Annotated in this window: 18 protein-coding genes and 1 pseudogene; 4 read left to right on the top strand and 15 right to left on the bottom strand. The window is 60.4% G+C overall.

Going from position 1 to position 18,038, the window contains the following annotated elements; translation table 11 throughout:
• The 8 genes and pseudogenes from gcvPB to AFERRID_RS10900 all read right to left on the bottom strand — a co-directional run bounded on the left by gcvPB (position 1) and on the right by AFERRID_RS10900 (position 5,858).
• Entirely contained in the window at positions 1-1,431 is a 1,431-nt protein-coding gene (gene gcvPB / locus AFERRID_RS10935; RefSeq protein ID WP_126605189.1) for an aminomethyl-transferring glycine dehydrogenase subunit GcvPB, read from the bottom strand.
• A pseudogene (gcvPA, locus tag AFERRID_RS10930) lies at positions 1,428-2,731 on the bottom strand (aminomethyl-transferring glycine dehydrogenase subunit GcvPA). Before gcvPA ends, gcvPB begins: the two are co-directional and overlap by 4 nt.
• 44 nt (positions 2,732-2,775) lie before the next feature.
• Positions 2,776-3,159 (bottom strand): glycine cleavage system protein GcvH, encoded by a 384-nt coding sequence (gcvH, locus tag AFERRID_RS10925; protein WP_126605188.1) that lies wholly within the window; start codon positions 3,157-3,159, stop codon positions 2,776-2,778.
• Positions 3,156-4,283 carry a glycine cleavage system aminomethyltransferase GcvT gene (gene gcvT, locus AFERRID_RS10920; RefSeq protein WP_126605187.1) on the bottom strand — a complete coding sequence of 376 codons (1,128 nt, stop codon included), beginning with the start codon at positions 4,281-4,283 and terminating at the stop codon, positions 3,156-3,158. Before gcvT ends, gcvH begins: the two co-directional genes overlap by 4 nt.
• Positions 4,280-4,609: a roadblock/LC7 domain-containing protein gene (locus AFERRID_RS10915; RefSeq protein WP_113526666.1), complete on the bottom strand. Its 330-nt coding sequence runs from the start codon at positions 4,607-4,609 to the stop codon at positions 4,280-4,282. Before AFERRID_RS10915 ends, gcvT begins: the two co-directional genes overlap by 4 nt.
• A 17-nt stretch (positions 4,610-4,626) precedes the next feature.
• Positions 4,627-5,112: a YajQ family cyclic di-GMP-binding protein gene (locus AFERRID_RS10910; RefSeq protein WP_113526667.1), complete on the bottom strand. Its 486-nt coding sequence runs from the start codon at positions 5,110-5,112 to the stop codon at positions 4,627-4,629.
• Between the two features lie 6 nt (positions 5,113-5,118).
• Positions 5,119-5,613, bottom strand: a complete 495-nt coding sequence (locus AFERRID_RS10905; protein ID WP_113526668.1) for a molybdenum cofactor biosynthesis protein MoaE — start codon at positions 5,611-5,613, stop codon at positions 5,119-5,121.
• A gap of 2 nt (positions 5,614-5,615) precedes the next feature.
• Positions 5,616-5,858, bottom strand: coding sequence for a MoaD/ThiS family protein (locus tag AFERRID_RS10900; protein WP_113526669.1), 243 nt, complete (start codon positions 5,856-5,858; stop codon positions 5,616-5,618).
• 107 nt (positions 5,859-5,965) lie between these two features.
• Between AFERRID_RS10900 and sohB the strand changes: the two genes are divergently transcribed.
• Positions 5,966-6,970 carry a protease SohB gene (gene sohB, locus AFERRID_RS10895; RefSeq protein ID WP_113526670.1) on the top strand — a complete coding sequence of 335 codons (1,005 nt, stop codon included), beginning with the start codon at positions 5,966-5,968 and terminating at the stop codon, positions 6,968-6,970.
• An 89-nt stretch (positions 6,971-7,059) separates the two neighbouring features.
• On the opposite strand, the gene AFERRID_RS10890 is transcribed toward sohB, so the two are convergent.
• On the bottom strand, positions 7,060-7,461 hold the full coding sequence (locus AFERRID_RS10890) for a hypothetical protein (RefSeq protein ID WP_126605186.1): 402 nt from the start codon (positions 7,459-7,461) through the stop codon (positions 7,060-7,062).
• The gene (locus AFERRID_RS10885; protein WP_113526672.1) at positions 7,442-7,891 is read right to left on the bottom strand and encodes a DUF423 domain-containing protein; all 450 of its coding nucleotides are present in this window, start codon (positions 7,889-7,891) and stop codon (positions 7,442-7,444) included. Before AFERRID_RS10885 ends, AFERRID_RS10890 begins: the two co-directional genes overlap by 20 nt.
• 125 nt (positions 7,892-8,016) lie before the next feature.
• Here AFERRID_RS10885 and AFERRID_RS10880 point away from each other — a divergent pair, with 125 nt between their 5' ends.
• Positions 8,017-9,033, top strand: a complete 1,017-nt coding sequence (locus tag AFERRID_RS10880; protein ID WP_113526673.1) for a complex I NDUFA9 subunit family protein — start codon at positions 8,017-8,019, stop codon at positions 9,031-9,033.
• A gap of 18 nt (positions 9,034-9,051) precedes the next feature.
• On the opposite strand, the gene mdoH is transcribed toward AFERRID_RS10880, so the two are convergent.
• From mdoH to AFERRID_RS10865, 3 genes are read right to left on the bottom strand one after another with little or no spacing between them, the layout of a single operon-like run.
• The gene (gene mdoH / locus AFERRID_RS10875) at positions 9,052-11,130 is read right to left on the bottom strand and encodes a glucans biosynthesis glucosyltransferase MdoH (RefSeq protein WP_113526674.1); all 2,079 of its coding nucleotides are present in this window, start codon (positions 11,128-11,130) and stop codon (positions 9,052-9,054) included.
• A 2-nt stretch (positions 11,131-11,132) separates the two neighbouring features.
• On the bottom strand, positions 11,133-11,636 hold the full coding sequence (locus tag AFERRID_RS10870) for a hypothetical protein (protein WP_113526675.1): 504 nt from the start codon (positions 11,634-11,636) through the stop codon (positions 11,133-11,135).
• On the bottom strand, positions 11,636-13,177 hold the full coding sequence (locus tag AFERRID_RS10865) for a glucan biosynthesis protein (protein WP_113526676.1): 1,542 nt from the start codon (positions 13,175-13,177) through the stop codon (positions 11,636-11,638). Before AFERRID_RS10865 ends, AFERRID_RS10870 begins: the two co-directional genes overlap by 1 nt.
• A gap of 403 nt (positions 13,178-13,580) precedes the next feature.
• On the opposite strand from AFERRID_RS10865, the gene AFERRID_RS10860 reads away from it, so the two are divergent.
• Positions 13,581-14,999, top strand: coding sequence for a dihydrolipoyl dehydrogenase family protein (locus AFERRID_RS10860; RefSeq protein ID WP_113526677.1), 1,419 nt, complete (start codon positions 13,581-13,583; stop codon positions 14,997-14,999).
• On the opposite strand, the gene AFERRID_RS10855 is transcribed toward AFERRID_RS10860, so the two are convergent.
• The gene (locus AFERRID_RS10855) at positions 14,996-15,652 is read right to left on the bottom strand and encodes an alpha/beta hydrolase (protein ID WP_126605185.1); all 657 of its coding nucleotides are present in this window, start codon (positions 15,650-15,652) and stop codon (positions 14,996-14,998) included. The two genes, AFERRID_RS10860 and AFERRID_RS10855, sit on opposite strands and share 4 nt — an antisense overlap.
• Positions 15,636-16,991, bottom strand: coding sequence for a sigma-54 interaction domain-containing protein (locus AFERRID_RS10850; protein ID WP_126605184.1), 1,356 nt, complete (start codon positions 16,989-16,991; stop codon positions 15,636-15,638). Before AFERRID_RS10850 ends, AFERRID_RS10855 begins: the two co-directional genes overlap by 17 nt.
• A 304-nt stretch (positions 16,992-17,295) precedes the next feature.
• Here AFERRID_RS10850 and AFERRID_RS10845 point away from each other — a divergent pair, with 304 nt between their 5' ends.
• Positions 17,296-18,030: an MBL fold metallo-hydrolase gene (locus tag AFERRID_RS10845; RefSeq protein WP_113526680.1), complete on the top strand. Its 735-nt coding sequence runs from the start codon at positions 17,296-17,298 to the stop codon at positions 18,028-18,030.
• Positions 18,031-18,038 lie beyond the last annotated feature (8 nt).

Here is an 18,038-nt window from a genome sequence, read left to right as displayed (position 1 = left end):
TCACAAAGCCTCCGCGACATCCAGACGCCGCGCCGCCAGGGCTTCATCCAGACGCCCCACCGGCAGATGGTGAGGTGCTTCCCGCAAGAGTTCCGGCTGCTCCAGGGCCTCTCGGCGAATCTGCGCCATCACCGTCACGAAACGATCCAGGGTCGCCTTGCTTTCGGTCTCCGTAGGTTCGATCAGCAGGCACTCCGGCACCAGTTGGGGAAAGTAAACGGTCGGCGCGTGAATCCCGAAATCCAGCAGGCGCTTGGCCACATCCAGCGCCCGTATACCTGTCGCTTTCTGCAGATCGCTGACGCTCAGGATGAACTCGTGACTGGCCCGCCGCTCCGGGAAGGCCGCCTGATAGCCCACCCGCTGCAGCTCCCTGAGCAGATAATTGGCATTGAGCGCGGCATAAGCCGATACCCGGCCCACCCCCGACCGCCCCAGACGCCGCAGGTAAGCGTGGGCGCGCAGCAGTACGCCGATATTTCCGCCATGGGCGCTGAGCCGGCCAATGCTCTGCGGCAAATCCCCTTCATCCAGCCAGCGCAGCGCGCCTGCCGCTTCCCGCGCGACCACTGGCAGGGGCAGAAAAGGCCGCAGGCGTTCCTGTACCGCTACTGCACCCGCACCCGGCCCGCCGCCGCCATGAGGCGTGGCAAAAGTCTTGTGCAGGTTCAGATGCATCGCATCAAAACCCATCTGCCCCGGCCGCACCCGCCCGAGAATGGCATTGAGATTGGCGCCATCATAATAGAGCAGCCCCCCTGCCTCGTGAACGCGTGCCGCAATTTCGGTAATCCGACGCTCGAACACCCCCAGGGTGGAGGGGTTGGTCAACATGATCCCTGCGATATCCGGCCCCAGATGCTGATCCAAAAAGGCCATATCCAGGTCACCGTCGGCCCGATTAGGGATTTCCACCACGTCAAAACCTGCCATCCGGGCGCTGGCCGGATTGGTGCCGTGCGCCGCCGTGGGAATCAGCATCTTCCGCCGTCCATGGTCGCCGTGCGCCGCATGATAGGCGCGGATCATGGCGACACCGGCCAGTTCGCCTTGGGCGCCCGCCGCCGGGGTCAGGCTCACCGCGGCCATGCCCGTCGTCGCCGCCAGCCATTCCTGCAACTCCCAGAGCACCTGCAACAATCCCTGCATACCCTGCGCCGGCGTATCCGGATGCAGGCGCGCGAAGCCCGGCAGCGCGGCCATGGTATGGGCAATCCGCGGATTATATTTCATGGTGCAGGAACCCAGCGGATAAAACTGGGTATCAATGGAAAAATTCTTCTGGGACAACTGGGTGTAGTGGCGCAGCACCTCCAGTTCGGCCGGATTGGGCAGATTCAGGGGTGTCTTCCGCAGTAGCGCCGCCGGAATATCGGAGGGCAACGCCAGCGCCGGAGCATGATGATCGTGATCGAAAATGGAATCGCTCATAAAGTCTCCAGCACAGCGGTCAGGGCACCGCGATACGCCAACAGATCCGCCTCTTCCAGCAGTTCCGTGGTGCATACCAGCAGATCGCCCGCTTCGCCCATTCCCCAATCCGAGAGGGGGAGTCCCGCCAGCAAACCATAGCCCAGCAGCGCATCCCGTACCGCCACGGCAGCATGAGGCAAGCGCACGACAAATTCATGGAAAAAGGCCCCGCCATAAGGCAGACTCACCCCCGGCACCCCCGTCAACAGTTCCCGCAGTCGCACGGCACGCTCATGGCACCGCACTGCCGTCTGCTGCAAGCCGTGCCCGCCCAGCGCCGCCATGTGAATGGTCGCCGCCGTCACCATCAGGCCCTGATTGGTGCAGATGTTGCTCGTCGCCTTGCCGCGGCGAATATGCTGCTCCCGCGCCTGCAGGGTCAGACAAAAACCCTCGCGGCCTTGGCCATCCACGGTTTTCGCCACCAGGCGTCCCGGCAACTGGCGCACTTGGGCCTTGCGGCAGGCCAGAAAACCAAAGTAAGGTCCGCCGCCGCTCAGGGGAATCCCCAGCGGCTGCCCTTCCCCCACCGCCATATCCGCACCCTGTGTGCCCCAAACCCCCGGCGCCTTCAGCAACGCCAGCGCCAGCGGATTGACCACGGCTATGGCGAGCAGGCCATGGGCATGGGCCCAGTCGGTCAACGCATCCACCGGCTCCAGCAGACCCAGGGCGTTGCTCTGGAGAATGATCAGCGCCGCAGCATCTCCCGCATCTGCGGGTAATATCAGGGTGCCCGTAGCACGGTCATAAGGCACGCTCACCAAACGGATGTTCTGCAAGCCAAGCACGCTGTCCAGCACCCGCCGCCAGCCCGGCAGCAGGTTCTCCGGCACCAGGATGGATTTGTCGCCGCCCTGAATGCGTAACGCCATCAGGCAGGCCTCGGCCAAGCCCGAGGCTCCGTCATAGAGGGAGGCATTACTCACCTCCAGCCCGGTCAGCCGGGTGATGAAGCTCTGATACTCGTAAATGAGCTGCAGTGTACCTTGGCTGGCTTCCGCCTGATACGGCGTATAAGCGGAATAAAACTCGCCGCGCCCGGCAATTTCCCAGACGACGGCCGGGATATGATGGGCATAAGCCCCGCCCCCGCAAAGCAGCGCAGTGGCGCGTTGGCCAGCGCCCTTCCCTCCAGTTCACGCTGCAGCGCCATTTCCGACAGTCCTTCCGGCAAGGCCATATCCTGCGCTTGCAGGACTGGGGGAATTTCATCGAAAAGCTGGTCGAGACGCTCAACGCCGACGGCGGCCAACATCGCCGCCGTCTCCGCTGCGTCGTGGGGAATATAGGGCATAACGATCAGACCTCCGCGATCTTGGCGTAGGCCGCCGCATCCATCAGCCCGTTACCAGCGGATGCATCCGCTTCCACCACCATGATCCAGCCCTGGCCATAAGGATCTTCATTGAGCCACTGCGGGTTATCCCCCAGCCCGTCGTTACGCTCCACCACCGTGCCGTCGAGTGGCGCATACAAATCCGCCGCCGCCTTGACCGACTCCAGCACACCGCAGACTGCACCACCGCGAATCGCCTTACCTACCTCCGGGGCCTCTACGAACACCAGATCCCCCAGCAATTCCTGGGCGTGATCGGTAATCCCCACCCGGTAGCGTCTGCCTCCCAGGTCTTCCACCCACTCATGGGTATCGCTATAACGCAAGGTCTCCGGAATTTTGCTCATATTTCATGCTCCTCAGGAAAGGAAAAGGTTGCCGCCCCGTTGCGCCAGAAGGGCGGTTTTATCACCAGCGCCGGACGCCGCACCCCACGCACCAGCACCGCAGATAGCGCCCCCGGCGCCAGCACCGCATCCACCCGGGCCAGGGCAATACCACACTGCAAACTGGGCGAAAAAATACCGCTGGTGACCACCCCGCAAGGCTGTCCGGCGGCATTTTCGACGACATAGCCATGGCGGGGAATCCCCTCGCGCATCGCCAGACCGACGAGCCTGGCACCGTCACCAGCCGCCAACTCCGCCTCCAGTGCCGCCCGGCCCAGAAAATCCCGGTCTGCGGCCCGCAAGTCCACGGTCCAGCCCAGATTACTGGCATAAGGCGAAACCGCCGTCGTCATATCTTGACCGTACAGATCCAGCCCCGCCTCCAGACGCAGACTATCCCGCGCCGCCAGACCCGCAGGGCACACACCCGCCGCCAGCAAGCGGTCTGCCAGGTCCGTTAACAGCCCGTTAGCGGCGACGATTTCGACGCCATCCTCGCCGGTATAGCCGGTTCGCCCGACAAAAAAATCTCCCTGTTCCAATGCGTGAAAAACGCCCAGATCCGCCAACGCCGGAATCGCCAGCACCGTCGCCGCCAGCGCCCGCGCTGTCGGGCCCTGTACCGCGAGAATCCCCAGATCTGGCCGCTTCTGCAGGGTCACGCGCCAGCCATGGGCATCCGCAAGGGCGTGCAGGTGCGCCGTATCCGCCTCCGCCCCCCCCGCATTCAGCACGATCCGATACCGGCCTCCGCCACGATGGTAGACGATCAGATCGTCGATAATTCCACCATCGCCCTGCAACATCGTGCTGTACAGCGCCTTGCCCGGCACCGCGTCCAGCTTTGCCACATCGTTGGCCAACGCGTATCGAAGCAGCACCCGCGCATCTGGCCCGCTCAAATCCAGAGGCCGCATGTGCGAGACATCAAACAGTCCCGCCGCCCGCCGCACCGCCTCATGCTCGGCCAGTTGCGAGCCGTAGTTCAGAGGCATCTCCCAGCCAGCGAAATCCACCATACGTGCGCCGTGGGCCACATGCCAGTCGTGAAGTGCCGTATGCTGTGCCGACACCTTCGTCATAAAGCCGCCGCCGCAGTCCGCAATATATCAAACCCCGACTCGTCGTTCCGCCCCGGCCGCATCACCACCAGCACGGCTCCTGACATGGTCGGCAGCAACACCATATCGTGGTCGGCCAGCACCACATGGACATGACGCACACCATTACCCTCCTCGTTCATGCGTTTAGCCAGTGCGCACATGCCAGAAGCGAGCGCTGCCAACGTATCCGCCACGTCTTCGGACATCCCTTCCACCTGTAAAGGAATCCCATCACGGCTGATCACCGCCGCCGCACTTACCCCTGCCATCCCGGCAACCAGTGCCGCCAATTCCACCTTGTCCATGTTACCCCCGTCAAACCTCAATCCCGAAAGTTCGTAAACTGCACCGGCAAACCAAAATCGTGACCGCGCAGCGCGGCAATGGCCGCCTGCAACTCGTCCCGGCTCTTGCCCGACACCCGCAACTGATCCCCCTGGATACTGCCCTGGGCCTTGAACTTCCCGTCTTTCAGAAATTTGATCATGCGCTTGGACACTTCGGTTTCCAGACCCACTTTCAGGCCCAGCACCTGCCGCTCCATCCCGCCTGCCGCAGCGACCACCTTACCCACATCCAGGGCCTTCAAATCTACCCCGCGCTTTACCAGGCGCGCCGAGAGCAGGTCGATCATCTGCCCCAGCTTATACTCGTCCTCGGCAACGAGGATGATCTCCTTCTCTTTCCGCTCCATCGACGCCTTGCTGCCCTTGAAGTCATAACGGGTGGTGATTTCCTTCACCGTTGTATGCAGGGCATTATCCACTTCCTGCATATCCACTTCGGATACCACATCAAAACTCGGCATAAAATCTCACTTCAACTGTGTATGGGAATGGGAAACATGGGGCGCATGGGTATGCCCCTCGCGGCTCCCGGCCCGGCAGCCGGGACAATCGGTCACCCAGCGCGCTCCCTCCGGGGTGATCTCTTTTTTCCAAAAGGGTGCGCTGGTTTTCAATACATCGATCAGAAAGCGACAGGCGTCAAAGGCCGCCGCCCGGTGCCGCGACCAGACCGCCACCATCACGATATTGTCCTGTGGCGCCAGACGCCCGTAACGATGCATGATCAGGCTGTCGAGGATATCGTAGCGCCGCGCGGCCTCCGCGCTGATGCGTTCCAGCTCGCGCTCCGTCATCCCCGGATAGTGCTCGATCTCCATGGCCAGGATATCCGTCGCCTCGCTATAATCGCGCACCGTCCCGATAAAGGTGACCGAGCCGCCCGCTCCGGCGATGGCATCCGCCGGAAAGGCCGCCATCTCCGCCATTGGATCAAAGTCTTCCTGCTGAACTTTAACGAGCACAGCTAACCACCTGTTACTGGAGGAAAAAACGCCACCTCATCGCCATCGCGAACCACATCGGAGAAAGGCACGTGCCGTAGGTTGACCGCCGCCAGCAGATGAGCGCCCTGCAGCACCACGCCGGCTTCATCCTCCGCCAGCGCCAGGACATCCGCCACGGTGGCACCACCTTCAGGCATCGGCAGAGATATTTCCCCGATCCCGATACGCTCGCGCACGCTGGCAAAAAACTTCACATGGATCATGAAAGGAGGCACCTCGGCAAGAGGTAAAATGATAACGCCCCCAGCACCCAGGGTTCAACCATACCCCAAATCTTTACAGCTATCGCCTTTCCGCCTATCTTGGCGCCATGGAAACCTTCTTCAGCCATTACCTGCTCTTCCTCGCCGACACCGCCACCATCGTGGTCGCGCTGCTCATCGTCGTGGGCGGCATCGCCGCCATCGCCCTAAACAAACGCAAAAGCCCCGCGTCCGGGCAGGTGCAGGTCACCGACCTGCGCAAGCAATTAGAACAATCGGGCGAAAACGTCCAGCAATACCGGTTGGACAAAAAAGCCCTGAAAATCCATCGAAAGACCCTCAAGAAAGACCGCAAAGACAGGGCCAACGACCCCCTTGCCGAAAGCTGCACCTATCTGCTCGACTTCAAGGGCGACATCCGCGCCTCCGCCGTCAGTGCCCTGCGCGAAGAAATCTCCGCCATCATCCAGGCCGCCAAACCCGGCGACACCGTCCTGCTGCGCCTGGAAAGCGGCGGCGGCATGGTCAACACCTATGGTCTCGCCTCGGCCCAGTTATTACGTCTGCGCGCCGCCAAGATTCATCTCACGGTGCTGGTCGACGCCGTCGCCGCCAGCGGCGGCTACATGATGGCGGTCACCGCTGACCGTATCGTCGCCAGCCCCTTCGCCCTCATCGGCTCCATCGGCGTCGTCGCCCAAATCCCCAACTTCCACCGCTGGCTGCAGGATCGCAACATCGACTGGGAACAATTCACCGCCGGCAAATTCAAGCGCACCGTCACCCTGTTCGGAGAGAATACCGAAACCGGCCGCGCCAAGCTGCGCGAAGAACTGGAAGAAACCCACGCCCAGTTCCGCGACTTCGTCCGGCAATACCGTCCGCAACTGGATTTGGAACAAGTCGCCACCGGCGAAGCCTGGCTGGGCAACAAGGCCCACCAGCTCGGACTGGTGGATGATCTCGCCACCAGCGACGAGATCATCCTGGAAGCGGTGCGACAGGGCAAAGTGCTCGCCCTCCATTACCAGCGCCAAAAGACCCTCCCCCAACGCCTCGGTCTCGCCGCCCAGCAAAGCTGGGATAAACTCTGGCAGCCACCCATCTCCTGAAATACCTCGTTCCAGTCCCGCCGGTCCGCACGGCGCAACCCCCATTGCAAATGGACCAGACTGTTCCATCCATGTCAGCATAAGCTCGGCTATCCTTGTGCTGCGCCCTTCCGCGCCGACACCCTTTTCTGCCACGCCATGACCGCGTCGATGACTTCCTGGTCAAAGTCCATGATTTCATGTTCTTTTACCAGTTTTTTCACCTCCTGTACCTGCGTAGATATCTGCATGGTGCGGGCAATATTCTGGAAATATGGATCGGTATCCAGGTAGCAGTTTTCCTGAGGCAAAGCGCGTTTCAATTTGAGCGCCTTGCCTTCTTCGGCATGGCACAGCACGGTTTTTGAGTTGATCTCCGTCACACTATAGGCCCGCACGGATTTTACCGTCCCACTATAAGGCACATGCTCCACAACCCAGAACCTGTCCCCCACTTCGGCATCGGCAAAATCCAGATATTTTCCGTATGCGTTACCCGTTGCAATCAGCATCACCATTCCCCTGCGTTTTGGAGGCCCGCCAGACACCTAGCGCCAGTAGGAGCCAGGAAAAAATCAGCGCCGTCCCGCCTATGGGGGCGAAAAATGCCCAGAACGAATAGCCGGTCAGCACCAGCAGATAGAGTCCGCCGCAAAACAGCAGAACGCCCAGGACCATCAGCAGTCCCGCCGCGCAGAGCAGGCGCCGCCTGCCGTACTGGCGGATCAACACGCCGATGAGCAGCAGCCCAAGCCCGTGATAAATCTGAAAGCGATTCGCAATGTCGTAAATATGCAGCGCACGGCCACCTACCCGCACCGCCACCAGATGATCTCCTGCCGCGCCGGCGATCACCGCCAGGGCCATCACCAGCGCCCCGAGCATGGCAAAATACGCTCCTGCCCGCATCCCGCGTTTCCGCCCTGCCGAACATCCCGTCATGTCATTCCTCCCTCGAATACCATTCCGGTTTATAGCCTATGTGGAGGGCCTCGAACAAATATGGCCCATCCGCCCCGCCGTTCATAAGCCTGTGCTATGCTGGCAGGTATCAGTCTGGAGGAGTCATGACACTTCACAAAATTTGTCTGCTGGGGGGCACGGGCTTCGTGGGGCGGCACTTGGCAGAGCGGTTGAGCCAGAAAGGGCACGCCGTGCGCATCCTGACGCGCAACCGCGAACGCCACCGTGAAAATCTGCTGGTGCTCCCCGGTGTGGAGTTGATCGAGGCCGATGTCCATGACCCTGTCGCGTTAAAAAAACAGTTCGCAGGACGAGATGTCGTCATCAATCTCGTGGGCATCCTCAATGAACGCCATCAAGGCGATTTCGACAGGAACCACGTCGAACTCCCGCGCTTGGTGGTTGGCGCCTGCAATGATCTGGGCATCCCCCGTCTGCTCCACATGAGTGCATTGGGAGCCAGTCCCACCGGACCCAGCGCCTACCTGCGCTCCAAGGGGGCTGGTGAGGCAGTCGTCCGTCAGTCGGGCGGGAATAGGGCGGAAACAGGACACTTTGATGATCTGGAAGAGCCCATGCCGCTCTGGAGCCATGGGCTAAAAACCACTTCTTTTCGCCCAGCGGTGATTTTTGGTGAAGGTGACAGCTTTTTCAACCGCTTCGCCGGGTTATTGCGCCGCATCCCCTTTTTCATTCCGCTGGCTCGGTCGAAAGCCAGAATGCAGCCGGTCTGGATTGAAGATGTGGTCAGCGCCTACGTGCAATCCATGGATGACGAAAAAACCTACGGTCAGGCCTATGATCTTTGTGGTCCGAAAGTCTATACCCTCGGTGAACTGGTGGCCTATACCCAGAGTCTGATCGGCACCCATCGCGTCATCGTGCCCCTCGGTGACTTCGCCGGCAATCTTCAGGCCAGCATCATGGAAAGGCTGCCGGGCAAGGTACTCACCCGCGATAATCTGCTCTCCCTGTCCGTCGACAGCGTCTGTACCAGAAATGATCTGGCCGACCGTTTCCAGATACAGGCCACCACGGTCGAGAGTATCGTACCCGGCTACCTGGGCGGAAAAGGTGCCCGCGCGGAGCGTCTGGCGGAAATCCGCAACCGGCGTTCCTGAGCCTCGGCCGAATCGCGATCACGCGTCGGACAACACCTGCGCCTCGCTCTGCAACCCCCAGGCCGCCAGACGCGTCCGATCGGCCGTGGACCAGACCGCACGATGCAGCGCGAGCATGGAGTTGCGATCGGTCAGCAGTATGTTGCGCTCACGGTTGCTGAGCCCTTGCGGACCCTCTTCCAGCGCCTTGTGGCAGAGTTTCGCCGCACGTGGCCAGGCGGCGGTGCGGTTACGCTGCAAGGCGGTATGTATCGCGTTGAAACGGGGGTCCACCACCACCTGAACAAAGGGGTCCCCCTCTATGTGGGGCATATAGGCCATCCTATCCGCGCTGAGCGATTGTAATTCCGGCGGGACATGTACTTCTTCGGGGATGACAAAAAGATGATGCCGCTGGGTCCAGCGCCCCAGCGCGGGACGACTCGTCCAGGCCGCCAGGGGCACCGCTGACGCCAGCCCCCCGAGTATGGGTACCAGCCAGGCGAAGTGCCACGCCCCCAGAAAGGGATAGAGTATTCCTGCCAGAATCAAACCCAGCGCCGAACACCAGCCAAAATAACGTAGCGCATCCCGCCAGGACGTCTCCTGATCGCCACGGACTTGCGCGCCCCAGCCCACGCCGCGCCCCATCAGGGTCTGAATCACGAACTGGCTGTGAAAGGCCATACGGATCGGCGCCATGAGTATCGAAAATATACTCTCCAAAAACATGCCGATCACCAGATGGAATGCGCCGCCGAATTGCTCTTTTCGGCCGCGCTGACGCAACGCCCAGAGCACCGCCATGAATTTTGGCGACAGCAGTAAAATCGCCGTCATCCCAAACAGCCAGAAGGGCATGGGACTGACCAGCCAGTCCCAGTCGAGCGGGGTGATGACGCTGCCGTCACTGGCGGTATTGGCCCAGTGGAGCGAGCCCAGCGCACCCAGGATCAAAAACAGGCCCCACAAGGGCGCCGCCAAAAAAGACATGGCGCCGTTGACAAAAAGAAAGCGATGCGCCGGGCGCAGGCCCTCCCCTGCCAGCAGGCGCAGATGTTGAAGATTACCCTGCGCCCAGCGGCGGTCGCGTTTGAGATCATCGATCAGGGTCGGAGGTACTTCTTCATAACTCCCGGACAGGCTGGGCACAAACCAGACTTCCCAGCCGCTTTTGGCCATGAGCGCGGCCTCGACAAAATCGTGGCTCAGTAGCGGGCCGCCGAGAGGGGCCCGCCCCGGCAACACCGGCAGGGCGCAATATTGGGAGAAGGGAGCGATTCGAAGCATGGCGTTATGGCCGATATAATGGCCGTCGCCCAACTGCCAGAAGCGCAGGCCGACGCTGAAAATCGGGCCATATAGATGCTGCGCGAACTGTTGCAGGCGCGCATACAGGGTTTCGCGATTGACCGCCACCGGCTGGGTTTGAATGATGCCGACCTGAGGATTACCCTCCATCATCTCCAGCATCCGGTACAGCGTCTCGCCGTTCATCACACTGTCGGCGTCGAGTACCACCATGTATTCGTAACCCTTACCCCAGCGGCGGCAAAAATCTGCCACATTCCCGCTCTTGGCCTTGTTATTGATGGGCCGCCGCCGGTAATGGATGCGCCCAAAAGCGTCCAAAGACTCGCAAAGCGCCGACCACACCAGCTCTTCTCGCAGCCAGATGGCAGGGTCGCGAGTATCGCTCAACAGGAAAAATTCGAAATGGGCGAGTGCACCGGTCTTCTGTATGGATTTATAGGTGGCCTGGAGACCTGCGGCGACCCGCTCCACTTCTTCATTGTAAATCGGCATGAGTACCGCCACCCGGCTCTGCAGACGCGGCTCGGCCAGGTGCAGTTCGGGGCTGCCGGGTGTGGTATCAGCACGTCCACGCATGAGCAGAACGAACCCTACCAGCGCCGTCCAGAAGCCTGCGGATATCCAGGCGAACAGTAATACAAAGATGATCAACGTCGGCAGTTCCAGCCAGAAGGGCAGGCGGTCTGTCAATACCTGGTCCAGTGTCAGGCCAGCGCCGCACGCCGGAAGAACGATGAAAGTGCTGAGCCAGTAGCGCCGGTACCGGCCGATGGCTTCCCATGGCCGGGCGCCGCCAAAACCCATATTCAGGCTTCTCCAGGCAGTACGCGCGGATGCGCGCGGATCGTGTGGTGGTTGAGCAGGGACCGGGCGAGGCGCATCAAGGCTGCGCCCCAGGAGCGGTTCAAGGGTCGCGAGGCCATGCTGGAACGCACGATGGCCGGGCCTACCTGACGCTGCAACCAGCGGCAGGGCTTGCCATCATGGGCGTCGCCCACGGGCAGATGGAGGGAAAGATCCAGTCGCACATCCAGCTCGTCGCCGTCCCCCAGCGTCGCCAGGGCCAACTGTAGGCCGGCGAAGGCCCGGGCATAAAGCGCCTCACCTTCCATATCCGCGCCGCGCAGTTGCGCCACTACCTGCCCGCGAACCCACAGCCGCTGGGCATCCGTCAATGACAGGCGGGCCATGTACTGCTCCACGCGGGCCAGCACCGGGGCATTGTTTGCGACGACCATGGCCTCCGCTGTCCAACCCGCCAGCAGATCACCCGCGGGATTGACACTGTAGCTTGATTCATCCTTAAACATTACATCTGCTCCTTTGCCGCGTGTAAAAGATAGGTCCAGGTATTGCTCATCACCTGATGGTTCAGGGTTAAAAAACACCGTACATTACTGGGTAAATCCGGTTGCGGCTGAATGACGGCGATCACTCGCCAGAAATGGCCATCCTTTTCCCATTCCAGTTTCTGGCTGAGAATTTTCGCACCGTCGGCAGCGTCAAGATGGACCTGCACGGGCGCATTGTCCTGCAGTTTGGTGAGCGCACCGCCCCCGAAATCGATTACCACCGTCCGTGCGCCGGGCACTTTTGGATCGTCGCCCAGATAGGTGCCCACCGGATGGGGTAGCGGGATCAGACCGTGATTATCGAGGAAAAAGCGCAGGGTATAAGCGAAGTGCAGGGGCGTTTTGGGTGCAGGTTCATGTTCCGGCACCCAGAATGCGCCAATATTATCCATATCCCGATTGTTGGTGGGCAGTTCCACCAGACGAAGCTGCCCCTTGCCCCAGTCACCATCGGGCTGCACCCAGACGCTGGGGCGCCGTTGGTACTGGGTTTCGATGCCCTGGTAAGCGGAGAACCGGCGATCCTGCTGAATCAGGCCGAACCCGACAGGATGATCCATCGTGTAGGTCGTGGTCTGTACGTATAGCGGGTTGTTGATGGGCCTGGTCGTCCATTCACCATTACCGTTGGCCATCACCAGGTCGCTGGAATCGTGCTGGGCCGGGTGCCAGTCACCCGCGATGACGCCGCGTCCATGCCCGTGCCAGTACATGCTGGTCAGGGGCGCCAGTTCCAGTACCTGTACCGGCTTGCGTAGGTAGATGGTGGCCTCCACATGGACCGTGGTGCTGTCACCCTGCTGGATAGTGAAGCGATAGGCCCCCGTCGCGACGGAGCTGTCCATCAACGCATAAACCACCATCGTGGTCGCACCGGGTTTGGGACGCTCCAGCCAGAATTCCTTGAAGTAGGGGAAGATTTCGCCGGAAGGCTGAGCCGTGTCGATCCCGAGCCCACGGGCCGAGGTCCCGTAGATGGCACCTTTGCCAACAGCGCGGAAATAGGTCGCACCGAGAAAGGAGATGAACTCGTTGTGATGCGGTGGATTGTCGAGCGGCGCGAGCAGACGGAAACCTGCATAGCCGAGTGCGCCGGGTATATCTTTGGGTACGTTCAGTTTGCCGAAACTGAAGTGCTCCAGCTTAAAGGGAACTGGCCGCACCGCACCGTCCACAACGCTGCGGATAACCACTGGGCGGTGGAACCAGGAGCCAGGCAGATAAAACTGTGCCTCGTACGGCAAGTTGTCGCCTCTCCAGAGCGGTGAAACATCCTGAATCTGGGCATACTGGTCGGGCGTGAGATCTTTGAGAAAGGCCGGGATAGGCAAGGGCTTCGGGTTGTAGGTGCGGTCCACCAGCAATTTGGCCTTGGCCTCCACCGTAGCCATGCCGAACTCGTCGGCGTATGCGGGCAGCGTTGCCGCCAACCCGGCCAGCCCAAGCAGGACGGCGGAAAGCGGCTTCAGTGACAGATGATGACGATGATAAATATTCATGACAGAACAGGAAGCAATACCTATGCCACAGTTGCAACATACTAATTTTTCAACTTTAATTATTTCTTGGGGCTTGTTTTTGTCGCTTGTGCCCGACGTCATCGGGAAGATGACCAGAGAATCCACCGCACCGTATCGCATCTCTCGCGCACGGATTCAAGACATACTTCATAGCGCACTGAAAGTATTATAGTATCGCCAGACACCCATAGACGAGTTCTATAAATGATGCCTTTCGACCATAAAATAGCTAGGGGGTAACAGTCGCTGATAAACAACAAAATAATTCATCAACCTGCGCTCGCTCCGCCATGGAATTGAATAACCGACGCAATAGCGCGCGACCGTCAACATGATCAATAACTTTACGAATGACTTCTATTACATTGACTAGGAAAGTGTTATGAGTATGGACAACTATGATGTCACCATTATCGGCAGTGGCCCCGGCGGTTATCGTGCGGCAGTTCTGGCGGCTCTGCGCGGTAAAAGAACCGCGATTATTGAGAGAAAGACCTGGGGAGGAACCTGTCTCAATCGGGGCTGTGTTCCTAAAAAGGACTGGCATGAAACGGCAAAATGGATAGAGCAAAGTCGGCATTTCCAAAAGCGGGGGGTGGTGGGTCTGGCGCTGAGGGGAAATATGGCGCTAGCCTGGCAGCATCAGCACGATGTGGTCGAGACTGTCCGTGGCAGCTATCTGGACTACCTCAAGCGCCTCGGGATACATCTTTACGATGGCACGGGCAGCTTCCTGGATGCCCGGCGCATCGCCGTTGAAGGGGTCGGCGGAGTGGTGGAAATCCATACGGAAACCAGCATCATCGCCACCGGATCGACGCCATCCTTGCCCCGGGGGATCGTTCCGGCAGCCGGCAAAGTACTGACCAGCGACATGCTCTATGACAACGGCGTCCCGCACGGAGACCGGGTGATCCTGGTGGGTGGAGGGGTTATCGGCACCGAGTTCGCGTATATTTTTACTCAGCTCGGCAAACAGGTGGAATGGCTGGTGCACGCCACGCCTCTCGCCCATACCCGGTATTCGCCGCAGGCTAAGGATACACTCCATGCAGCGCTGGCCGGACTCGGTATCCATCCCCAGTCCGGGTTCAGGATCCACCGCATGGAGACGACGACCGAGGGCGTAACGGTCTTCGACGACCAGGGGAAGTCGGTCCATGGCGATTGGGTACTGCTCGCCACCGGACGTCATGCCTACACCGAAGGATTGGGTCTGGAAAACACCCGTATCACCCTGGACGATCATGGATTTGTGCAGACTGACGCCACCCTGGAGACCGGAGAGGCTGGCATCTATGCCATTGGCGACGCTGTCGGACCGATCATGAATGCCAACCAGGCCCTCAACGACGCTCGGATAGTCATCCACAACCTGCTCAGCGCCGAAAAGCAGGAACGCGACCCGCTCTGGGTGCCGGAACTGGTATATTCCGCAGTGGAGCTCGCGCGTATCGGTATGGATGACGAAGCGGCCGAGGATGCAGGTTTTGAACCCGCGGTCGGTTTTGCGGCTTTTGAGACTTCACCGCGCGCACTGGGGCAGGACGACAGCGTTGGCTTTGTCCGCCTTCTGGCTGATATGGATAGCGGCGAACTGCTTGGCGGTGAAATAGTCGGTCGGGATGCCGGCGAATTGATTCATTTGCTTGCCAACGGCGGCGACCACGACGGGATGCTGCGCAGGATCGTCGAAACTCGCACCAACCACCCTTCCCGCGCAGAAGAACTGGTAAATGCCACCGAAACACTGGCGGCGCGTTGGGGTCTCGAAGAACAGATTTTTGGGCCCTCTGATTAATCGAGGGTATACAGAAAGTTACGCAAATCCAGCAGTTCGTCTTCACAAAGGGTGTGGCCCATGGGGTAGCGGTGGGTACTGACCGCATAGCCCGATGCGGTCAGTAGCTGCCGGGCGATCTCCATATAGGAAATAGGCAGGACGCCATCTTGCTGCCCGTGCGCCCAGAATACCGGTGGCGACTCGGGCGTAGCCGCCGGCAGGCGGGCACGCAACGGCAGGTAGGCACTGAGGGCCAGCACCGCGCGGGCCGCATGGCCTGCATGTAGCGCGGTGTAGAGCGACATGGCGCCCCCCTGGGAGAATCCACCCAGAATGACGGACGGTGCGCTGCCAGCCTCGTGATCCAGCAGTGCGCCGAGCCGCGACGCCATGTCCTGTAATCCCTCGGCGTCTTCGGCAGACTGCCCGCCGAAACCATAAACGTCATACCAGGCCCGCATCGGCCGGTTCCCGTTGACGCGCACCGGGCGCACCGGCGCATTAGGAAACAGCCAGCGGAACCGACTCTCCGGGTCCACCATATCCGCCACCCCGGCGAGGTCTTCCATGGAGGCACCGAGACCGTGCAGGAGCACAATGCAAGGCGCTCCCACTTGGCAACCGGGGCGGGTCAACAGACCCTCCGGCCAGATGTCAGGACTCAATGGCATGCCCGGTATTACTCCTCAGTGCGTCCAGCTTGCGGTACAAGGTTCGCTCGCTTACCCCCAGGCGCTGCGCCAGGCCGCGGCGATCGCCACCGTAATTTCCCCGCGCCCAGCGCAGGTATTGTGCTTCCAGATCCGCCAATGGAATGATTTCGCCAACACCGGGTATGGGCTGCCGTCCCGTCAAAGACGGAGCCGGGCCGGATTCCTGCACTGGCAGATGCTGAAGGTTTGCAGGCAGGTGTTCCGGAAGAATCCAGACATCGTCGGCCAGTAGCGCCGCACGCTCGAGAATGTTGCGCAGTTCACGAATGTTGCCGGGGTAGTTATAACGGCGCAGCAGTTCCAGCGTATCGGCGTGAAGGTGCAGCCCCCTGGCCACCGGCAGCCGCTGCAGGATGACTTCCGCCAGCAAGGGCACATCCTCCAGGCGCTCCCGCAACGCGGGCAGCGTGACAGGAAATGTATTCAGACGGTAATACAAATCCTGCCGGAAGCGCTCCTCCGCGACCATTTTTTCAAGCGGGCGGTGAGTAGCCGAGACCAGGCGGAACTGCGAACGAATCGGCTCCACGCCCCCTACCCGCCGGAAATGTCCCGTTTCCAGCAGGCGCAGGAGTTTCACCTGTAGACTGAGCGGAATATCACCGACTTCGTCGAGAAAAAGAGTGCCCCCATCGGCCGCCTCCACCAGACCGGTTTTGCGCGAATGCGCGCCCGTAAATGCCCCTTTTTCATGACCGAAGAGCTCGCTCTCAAAAAGGGTTTCGGACAAGCCGGAACAATCCACCGCTACGAAAGGCCCGTTCCGACAGTGACTAGCCTGATGTACGGCCGCAGCGGCCAGTTCCTTACCCGTACCGGACTCGCCGAGCAGCAATACGGCGGCATCACTGGGCGCCGCCCGGCGGATAAGCCTGGCCACGTCCCGCCAGGCGGGAGAGTTGCCGACCATGGCGGGGGCAGGCAGCGCCGTCGATTGCGGCACGAGGGTCAGCAGTTCAAGAAAGTAGACGACTTTAGCGCTATCATTACGGATAGGGTAGAGATCGATCTGTGCGTTTCCGGAGGTATTGCTATGCACCACATGCTGGCCGGTACCGGAGCTTTGGCAGGCGTCGAGGGGGCAATGATTGCCTCCCTGACGACAGGAGTAGCCGGCGTCCTCCATGATTTCGTAACAGCGCCGCCCCTGCAGGGGCTTGCCGTCGCCGAAGACCCGCCGATAAGCCTGGTTGGCGGCGAGGACGGAGTAATCTGCACACAGCAGCACAGCCGGAGCGCTGAAACAATCCAGCAACGATGTCATTTCCGCCCGCAACTGCCTGAGCAAATCCGTCATATCCCTCCTCCACACGCCCCGCACACGGACCCGCGATCGGTGCAACGGGCACATCCTCACTCCTCACCACGCGCATGTCAATTATAACAGCGCCTGCCAATCCGCAACTGCCATTTTTGGCACCTGCGCGGAGATTCAGGGCACGACAGCGACGGTGCAGCACATGAACAGCCCTATAAATAAAATACAGCGGCCTGTTTATCCTTATTCTTTCAAAGGATGCGATGATAACAGACTATTATCAAATAATGGCACAGAGATTGCTGATACTCTGATGTCCAAATACTCGACAGGGACGGGCGATATGATCTTCAGACAACTATGCACCCCCAAGGGCGGCCACCTGAGCTATCTGCTGGGCGACCCCGTTACCCGCGAGACCGTCATCATCGACCCCATGCCGGCACACGTCGACACGCTGGAGGCGTTCATGATCGAGCGTGGCCTCGATCTACGGTATATACTGCAGACCCACCATGAACCCGTCCATATCGCCGCGGCTACCGTATTGAAGGAACACAGTGGCGCCCGGATCGTCGCCCACGAGAGCATCGCCGATGAGCACATCGACCTGCGCCTGCGGCATGGTGATGTCCTCTATTTCGGAGAAGAAAGTCTGCGGGTACTGCACACGCCGGGGCTCAGCCCCTGCGCGGTCACCTATTGGTGGGAAGATCGCCTGTTCACCGGGATGACTCTGCTGGCCACCGGCGCGGCACCCTGTACCAGCCAGAGCGATCCGCAAACCCTTTATCACAGCATCACCCAAAGTTTACTCAGTTTCCCTGGGGAAACCCTGATCTATCCCGGTCTGGAAAGCAAAGGCCGGCGCCTCACCAGCATCGAGGAACTCCGCCGCAAGGACAACTGGTTCAACAATCAACGGGGCAAGAGCGCGTTCTTACGCAGTTGTGCGCTCTTGCTGCCGGAGAAGTCTTCAGTAGAAGTAACCCGTAAAAGTGATGTAAACAAAATAGGGGCACAGGAGGAAGATGTGCACCATTACATGCCCGGTCGGAATATTCCGGCTTCTTTGTAGGAGGTAAT

Origin of the sequence: Acidithiobacillus ferridurans (genome assembly GCF_003966655.1) — a bacterium.
Classification (GTDB): domain Bacteria; phylum Pseudomonadota; class Gammaproteobacteria; order Acidithiobacillales; family Acidithiobacillaceae; genus Acidithiobacillus; species Acidithiobacillus ferridurans.
The sequence above is the reverse complement of the archived record's forward strand: the minus strand, read 5'-3'. Positions and strand labels throughout refer to the sequence as shown.